This is a genomic window from Brevundimonas sp., from assembly GCF_032107865.1.
Taxonomy (GTDB): Bacteria; Pseudomonadota; Alphaproteobacteria; order Caulobacterales; family Caulobacteraceae; genus Brevundimonas.
Map to the genome: position 1 here is coordinate 1 of NZ_DAMCNG010000163.1, position 6,211 is coordinate 6,211.

The 6,211-nt window shown below is 68.2% G+C and carries 9 protein-coding genes; 5 read left to right on the plus strand and 4 right to left on the minus strand.

Annotated features, from left to right (window positions below; translation table 11 throughout):
* Nucleotides 1–234 precede the first annotated feature (234 nt).
* The 3 genes from RT567_RS12445 (at nt 235) to RT567_RS12455 (ending at nt 1,893) form a co-directional block, all read left to right on the plus strand.
* Nucleotides 235–642 (plus strand): hypothetical protein, encoded by a 408-nt coding sequence (locus RT567_RS12445; protein WP_313576643.1) that lies wholly within the window; start codon nt 235–237, stop codon nt 640–642.
* A complete protein-coding gene (locus RT567_RS12450) occupies nt 642–839 on the plus strand; it encodes a helix-turn-helix transcriptional regulator (RefSeq protein ID WP_313576644.1) in 198 nt (65 codons plus the stop codon). Before RT567_RS12445 ends, RT567_RS12450 begins: the two co-directional genes overlap by 1 nt.
* Before the next feature lie 124 nt (nt 840–963).
* Nucleotides 964–1,893 (plus strand): alpha/beta hydrolase, encoded by a 930-nt coding sequence (locus tag RT567_RS12455; protein WP_313576645.1) that lies wholly within the window; start codon nt 964–966, stop codon nt 1,891–1,893.
* Between the two features lie 7 nt (nt 1,894–1,900).
* Here RT567_RS12455 and RT567_RS12460 read toward each other — a convergent pair whose 3' ends face one another.
* Together RT567_RS12460 and RT567_RS12465 are read right to left on the minus strand one after the other, a co-directional pair.
* Nucleotides 1,901–2,743, minus strand: coding sequence for a DUF3298 domain-containing protein (locus RT567_RS12460; protein WP_313576646.1), 843 nt, complete (start codon nt 2,741–2,743; stop codon nt 1,901–1,903).
* 25 nt (nt 2,744–2,768) lie between these two features.
* Nucleotides 2,769–3,788 carry a UbiA family prenyltransferase gene (locus tag RT567_RS12465; RefSeq protein ID WP_313576647.1) on the minus strand — a complete coding sequence of 340 codons (1,020 nt, stop codon included), beginning with the start codon at nt 3,786–3,788 and terminating at the stop codon, nt 2,769–2,771.
* A 126-nt stretch (nt 3,789–3,914) separates the two neighbouring features.
* Here RT567_RS12465 and RT567_RS12470 point away from each other — a divergent pair, with 126 nt between their 5' ends.
* Nucleotides 3,915–4,130, plus strand: a complete 216-nt coding sequence (locus tag RT567_RS12470) for a DUF4287 domain-containing protein (protein WP_200167180.1) — start codon at nt 3,915–3,917, stop codon at nt 4,128–4,130.
* 97 nt (nt 4,131–4,227) lie between these two features.
* Nucleotides 4,228–5,424 (plus strand): MFS transporter, encoded by a 1,197-nt coding sequence (locus RT567_RS12475; protein WP_313576648.1) that lies wholly within the window; start codon nt 4,228–4,230, stop codon nt 5,422–5,424.
* Here RT567_RS12475 and RT567_RS12480 read toward each other — a convergent pair.
* Both RT567_RS12480 and RT567_RS12485 read right to left on the minus strand, forming a co-directional pair.
* A complete protein-coding gene (locus RT567_RS12480; RefSeq protein WP_313576649.1) occupies nt 5,388–5,879 on the minus strand; it encodes a LytTR family DNA-binding domain-containing protein in 492 nt (163 codons plus the stop codon). The genes RT567_RS12475 and RT567_RS12480 overlap by 37 nt on opposite strands.
* The coding region (locus RT567_RS12485; RefSeq protein ID WP_313576650.1) for a hypothetical protein at nt 5,839–6,211 on the minus strand (373 nt) is incomplete at its 5' end. The genes RT567_RS12480 and RT567_RS12485, both read right to left, overlap by 41 nt.

Consider the following 6,211-nt stretch of genomic DNA (forward strand, 5'->3'; position numbering starts at 1 on the left):
GCGCCCCGCACGTCCTGCTCGATCGGCGGCGGGGCAGGCGAGGCGGCGGACGCGGCAAGCGGCGCGGCGGCCGTCAGAACGGCCAGAACGAAGGCGGGAAGGCTACGCATGACGACAAGCTAGGGGCCGCCGAGGCGGCTGGCAAGAAAGTCAGGACAGGCTGATAAAAAGTCAGGTTGACATGACATATTGGCGATGTAAGGTTATCCTTACACAAAGTCAGGAACGCCTGCCATGTTGACCCTTTCCAAACAACAGACCCTCGCCGGGCGTCGCTACGTCCTGCGGACCTTCGCCTTCATGGCCCCCTATGTGGCGATCTGCGTGGCGATGATGACCACAGACGCCTTCGACGACGTCATGGGGCGGCCTACGGGCTGGGTGCTGGCGACCGCCGTGGCGGCTCCGGTCATCGGCCAGATCTGGGCGACGCTGTCGCTCATGCGTGAAAGCGATGAGTTCGTGCGTATGGTCACGGCCAAGCAGTTCATCATCGCTTCCGGCCTGGCGATGGCGGCGGCGACCTTCTGGGGCTTCGGCGAGAGCTTCGCCGGGGCGCCGCATCTGCCGGCCTGGCTGATCTATCCGCTGTTCTGGGCGGCGTTCGGCCTGGTTTCGCCCTTCATCCGGTCGTCGAACTGATGAAGAACCGGCTGAAATTGCTGCGGGTCGAGCGCAACTGGACGCAGGAGCAGCTGGGGCAGACGCTGGGGGTGTCGCGCCAGGCGGTCAACGCCCTGGAGACTGAGAAACACGATCCCTCGCTCGACCTGGCCTATCGCATCGCCGCCCTGTTCGAGCGGCCGGTCGAGGACATCTTCGAGAACCCGCACGCCTGACGCGAAAGTCGGGAAAACCTTACTTACCTGTTTCGCTTCATCGCCGTCATCCTCGGGCCTGATCCGAGGGGCGAACCCTGCTGCGCGCTGAACAGCGGGCAGGGCCAACACATAAGGAAACGCCATGACCAAGATCTCCGCACCCGCCAAGACCCTGCGCGCCTTCATTCTGGCCGCCGCCGTCGGCTTCAGCGCCGCCAGCATCGTGTCTCCCGCCCATGCAGAACCGGCCCGCGCCGAGGCGCCCGCCTTCGGCTCCGACCGGCTGTCGGTCGAGGTGATGGGGCAGGGGCCGGACGTGATCCTGATCCCCGGTTTCGCTTCTTCGCGCGAGGTGTGGCGACCGTTGGCCCGGCGTCTGTCGGCGACGCATCGCGTGCATCTGGTGCAACTGGCCGGCTTCGCGGGCGAGACCTGGACGCACGACGACGGCGCCTTCGTCCAGCCTGTCGTGGATGAACTGGCGCGCTATGCGGCGACGCTGGACCGACCCGCCGTCATCGGCCACTCCATGGGCGGGCTCAGCGGCTTGCTGCTGGCGCAGCAGCATCCCGAGGCGGTCAGCCGCGTGATGAGCGTCGACAGTCTGCCCTTCTTCAGCGCCATGTTCGGCCCGCAGGTCACGCCGCAGACAGCGCGACCCTTCGCCGATCAGGCCGCCGCCTCCATCATGAACGCGGACGAAGCGGCCTTCCGTATTCAGCAGGAACGCACCGCTGTCGGCATGATGCGCGACGAGGCCGGGCGCGCCGCCATGGTCGAGTGGTCGATGGCCTCGGACCGTCAGGCGATGGCTGCGGCCATCCGCGAGGTGATGATCACTGACGCCAGGCCGGGGCTGGCGGCCATGACCACGCCGGTCTGGGCCGTCTATGCTTCAGACGCGGACGGCGGGGCGCCCGCCGCCATGGCCGACGCCCTGTGGAGCCGTGAGTACGCCGCCCTGCCGGGCGTGACGCTGAAGCGCGTCGACGACGCCCGGCACTTCATCATGGTCGATCAGCCTGACCGGCTGAACGCCCTGGTCGACGCCTTCCTGACAGGCGCGGACTGATCGCGGATCAGGCGGCGGGCGCCTTCAACCGCAGGTCGTCGGTGACGTCGCCCGCCTTGGTCGGGGCGCCCGCAAACTCGCCCGCATATTCCGGCGACAGGGCGCTCTGGAAGGCCGACAGCGGCAGGGTCAGGTAATAGGCGCCCTCGACGTAGGGACCGACCGCATAGGCGTCGAGCAGGAAGGTGAGGCCGCCCGCCTTGCCGGGAACCGAACCGGGCGCCAGGGCCACGGCCACGTCCTTCAGCTTGGGGCAGGCCCACATCTCGCCGGTGGTCGAGACGGGCGTGGCGCCGGGACGCTTGGTCTTGGCGGTGTTCACCGCCTGGCAGAGGGCGCGCTCCAGATTGGTCGTATCGGCCTTGTCGGCGAACAGATCGGCGGCGGCGATGCGACGGGCGTCGGCCTTGTCCCACAGCAGGCCGGTGGCGACCGTGTTCGGGTGGGCGCCGCCCGAATAGTCGAAGTCGGTCCGCATCAGGCTGAACAGACGGCCGGTCTCGATCGGGGCGCCGTAGACGATGGTCTTCTCATAGGGCGGCATGCCCTCGGTCGAACCGGCTTCGGTGCGATCGGCCTGGGCGCCCTCGGCGTATTCCTTCAGCTTGGCCACCTCGTCGCGGTACAGCGGGGTGTAGAGCGCCGGATAGGACAGCACGGCCTCGGGCAGGCTCAGGCTGACCTTGGCGTAGGGCGTGGCGCTGTCGTACTTCAGCGGCCCTTCGACGGCGTGGGCGGAGGCGGCCGGCGCGGCGGGCGTCTCCTTCTTCTCATTGCGCTGGCAGGCGGCGAGCGAGGCCGCGACGGCGGCGGTGACGAGAAGGACGCGAAGGGGGCGCGAAGGGATCATGCCGGGCTCCTTTGGAACGGTTCGATCAGAAAGCTAGGCCGTTGAACGCGATGGCGGCCAGAAGGATCAACCCCGCATCGCGATTTGATTTGAAAAGACGCAGGGAAAGTTTCGGGTCGTCCGGCTGCAACCGCCGCACCTGCCAGACGAAATGCAGGGCGTAGAGCGCCAGACCGACATAGAAGACCGACCCCAGACCCGCCACGTAGCCCGCCGCGCCCGCCAGGGCCACGGCCAGGATGTAAAAGACGGCCACGCCTTCCTTCACCTTGCCGCCCAGCGCCCGCGCCGAGGACTTCACCCCGGCCATGACGTCATCCTCGATGTCCTGCAGCGCGTAGATGGTGTCGTAGCCCAGCGTCCAGAAGATGCCGCCCGCATAGAGCAGCCCCGCTGACAGGGCCAGGCTCCCCATCCGGTTCAGACCCTCGGCCATCCAGTAGCTGTCGCCGCTGATCTTGACCTGCAGCACATAGAGCCAGCCCAGGGCGAACAGCCCCCCCGTCGCCGCCGCGAAGCCCAGCAGGGCGCCCCAGTTGAAGGTCAGGCCCAGCCACGCCTGCGGCCACCAGGTGATGCGCTTCATGAAGGGATAGGCGGCCACCAGCCCCAGCGACAGGGCGCCCAGCAGCACCGACGTCAGGTTCATCGTCAGCAGGATGCACAGGCTGATGAGGCTGAGGCCGCCGACGAAGGCCCAGGCCTGCTTCACGCTGATCTGGCCCGCCGGAATGGGGCGCAGGGCGGTGCGCGCCACCTGGGCGTCGAAGTCGCGGTCGACGATGTCGTTCACCGCGCAGCCCGCTCCGCGCATCAGGGCGGCGCCGACGGCGAAGCCGATGACCAGCCACAGCTCATAGCCGCCGAACGGCCGGTCATACTGGTTCAGCGCCAGCATGATCCCCTGCCAGCCGGGCAGCAGCAGCAGCCACGTCCCGATCGGCCGGTCGAAGCGGCCCAGTTTCAGCCAGGGCTTCAGACGCTCGGGCGCATGGCGGTCGACCCAGTTCTGGCCGGCGGCGTCGGGAAGCGGGGCTGTGTTCATGCAAGGGGTCTTAGACCTGGATGGCGCTACGGGTGAAGAGGGGGCCGTTGAAACGGCGTTTTGCAGGACGTTGCATCGGCGCGTCAGCCCGCCTTTACTGACGCCGAAACAGAGAGCGAGCCGCCGATGACCGAAGCGCCGATCAAGGGCCCAGCGTCCTATTTCCCCTCCATCGAGAAGAAGTACGGCCGCCCCGTCGCCGAGTGGAAGGCGGAGATTCGCGCCGGCTACCCGGCCAAGCACATGGAACTGGTCGCCATGTTGAAGGACGAGCACGACATGGGACACGGCCACGCCAACGCCCTTGTGGCGCACACCCTGGCGGAAGACGGACTGAAGTAGCGCTCTGACCGCCATCTGGCGGGGGAGCAAGGTCGCAGTTTTATGAAGTTTGCGGCCGAGGCTGGACAGCGGGCGCGACATCCGTCACTGGGCGCGAATGGTTCGCAACTCCATCCCCCGCAGCGTCTGGATCCTGGGCGGCGTCAGTCTGTTGATGGATGTCTCGTCGGAGATGATCCAGACGCTTTTGCCTATCTATCTGGTGGTGGGGCTGGGCGCTTCGGCGTTGATGATTGGTCTGGTTGAGGGCTTCTCCGTCGTCGTGGCGACGGCGGTGAAGTTCCTGTCGGGCTTCTGGTCCGATCGGATTGCGCGGCCCAAATGGCTGGCGGTCGCGGGCTATGGGCTGGCGGCCCTGTCCAAGCCGATCTTTCCTCTGGGGGCCTCGGTCGAGGGGGTGTTGCTGGCCAAGGGCGTGGACCGGATCGGCAAGGGCATCCGCACCGCCCCGCGCGACGCCCTGGTCGCCGCCGTGACGCCGCCGGACATGCGCGGCCGCGCCTTCGGCCTGAGAAAGTCGCTGGATACGGTCGGCGGATTCGTCGGCCCCCTGCTGGCGATCGGGCTGATGGTGGTGCTGGCGAACGACATCAAGGCGGTGTTCTGGCTGGCCTCCATCCCCGCCTTCCTGGCCGTGGCCCTGCTGGTCGGCGGCGTGTCCGACCCGCCGCGTCCCGATGAGGGCGCCAAGAAGCCGCCCAGCCTGAAGGGCGCGCTGCGTCTGGACGCCGCCACCTGGACCATGATCTCCCTGACGGCGGTGATCGGTCTGGCGCGGTTCAGCGAGTCCTTCCTGCTGATGAAGGGGCTGGACGTCGGCGTCCCCGCCGCCTTCGCGCCGGCGGCCATCGTCCTGTTGCACCTGGTGTTCGGCTTGGCGGCCTTCCCGGTGGGGGCGTTGTCGGACCGCATCGGCCGCCCCTCCCTACTGCTGCTCAGCCTGGTCTTCCTGGCCGCCGCCGATGTGGCGCTGGCCTTGGCCGGAAACCAGGTCGTCTTCTACCTGGGCGTGGCCTTGTGGGGCCTGCACATGGGCTTTTCCCAAGGCCTGTTGATGACCCTGATCGCCGATGCGGCGCCCGCCCATCTGCGCGGTTCTGCCTTCGGCCTGTTCGCCCTGATCTCGGGCCTGATCGCCCTGGCGGGCAATGTGGCGGCGGGCCTGTTGTGGGACGGATTCGGCCCGCAGGCGACCTTTGCGGTCGGCGCGGTGCTCAGTTTGGTCTGCGCCCTCGGCATCGCGGGCTGGATGCGGCTTCAGGCGGCGCGCAGCCGCTCCAGCGCTTCAGAGTAGCGGCGCGACAGCGGGGCCTCCAGCGCGCCCAGCTCCACCGTCCAGTCGCCTGAGCCCTCGGGCCGCAGCCCGGTCATTCGCGCGGCGTTGATCAGCCAGCCCCGATGGGTCCGCACAAAGCCGAAGCGGGCCAGTTCGCCCTCGACCGCCGCCAGGGTGACGCGCATCAGGGGCCTGCGCCCGTCGGCCAGGATGAACTCGACGTAGTTGCCCGCCGAGGTCGCGGCCAGAATGTCGTCCAGCGGCGCCCGGATCAGGCGCGCCCCGTCGCGGATGTCGAAACTGACGGGCCGCAGCGGCGTCTCGCGCGCCTCGCGCAGATTGCGCACGCCCCAGAAGACGCCGATGAACAGGGCGTAGCTCAGTCCATCCTTGCGCAGTTCATAGACGAACCGCTCGATGGGCGGACCATAGTCATAGACCTCGCCCAGCAAGGCGTAGACGCCATGCCGCATCGCTACCATCAGCACGACGTGCAGCAGGCTGTAGAGGTAGGCGGCGCCCAGATGTACGGCCAGAAAACGCCCCCGTGCGCGCCAGCCTTCGTGCAGCAGGGACGACGGTCACGGTCAGCGCCGCGCCCGCCGCCAGCCACGGCAGCCAGATCACCAGCGCCAGCGCCAGGGCGCTCGATCCTTCCCACACCCAGGGCGCCCATGACCGCAGGCTGGGCCAGTCGGCCTGCACCGTCAGGGCGTTGACCACCAGGAAGCCCAGGGTGACGGCGATGATGATCGGTCCGCCGGTCAGCAGGTCGCGCCAGTCCGCCCCGTTCGCCCCGGCAGGC

Bases quoted from the DNA above. Each gene is read 5' to 3' on its own strand.
- RT567_RS12445 (WP_313576643.1), top strand. From the start codon at position 235: ATGTTGACCCTTTCCAAACAACAGACCCTCGCCGGGCGTCGCTACGTC.
- RT567_RS12450 (WP_313576644.1), top strand. From the start codon at position 642: ATGAAGAACCGGCTGAAATTGCTGCGGGTCGAGCGCAACTGGACGCAG.
- RT567_RS12455 (WP_313576645.1), top strand. From the start codon at position 964: ATGACCAAGATCTCCGCACCCGCCAAGACCCTGCGCGCCTTCATTCTG.
- RT567_RS12460 (WP_313576646.1), bottom strand. From the start codon at position 2,743: ATGATCCCTTCGCGCCCCCTTCGCGTCCTTCTCGTCACCGCCGCCGTC.
- RT567_RS12465 (WP_313576647.1), bottom strand. From the start codon at position 3,788: ATGAACACAGCCCCGCTTCCCGACGCCGCCGGCCAGAACTGGGTCGAC.
- RT567_RS12470 (WP_200167180.1), top strand. From the start codon at position 3,915: ATGACCGAAGCGCCGATCAAGGGCCCAGCGTCCTATTTCCCCTCCATC.
- RT567_RS12475 (WP_313576648.1), top strand. From the start codon at position 4,228: ATGGTTCGCAACTCCATCCCCCGCAGCGTCTGGATCCTGGGCGGCGTC.
- RT567_RS12480 (WP_313576649.1), bottom strand. From the start codon at position 5,879: ATGCGGCATGGCGTCTACGCCTTGCTGGGCGAGGTCTATGACTATGGT.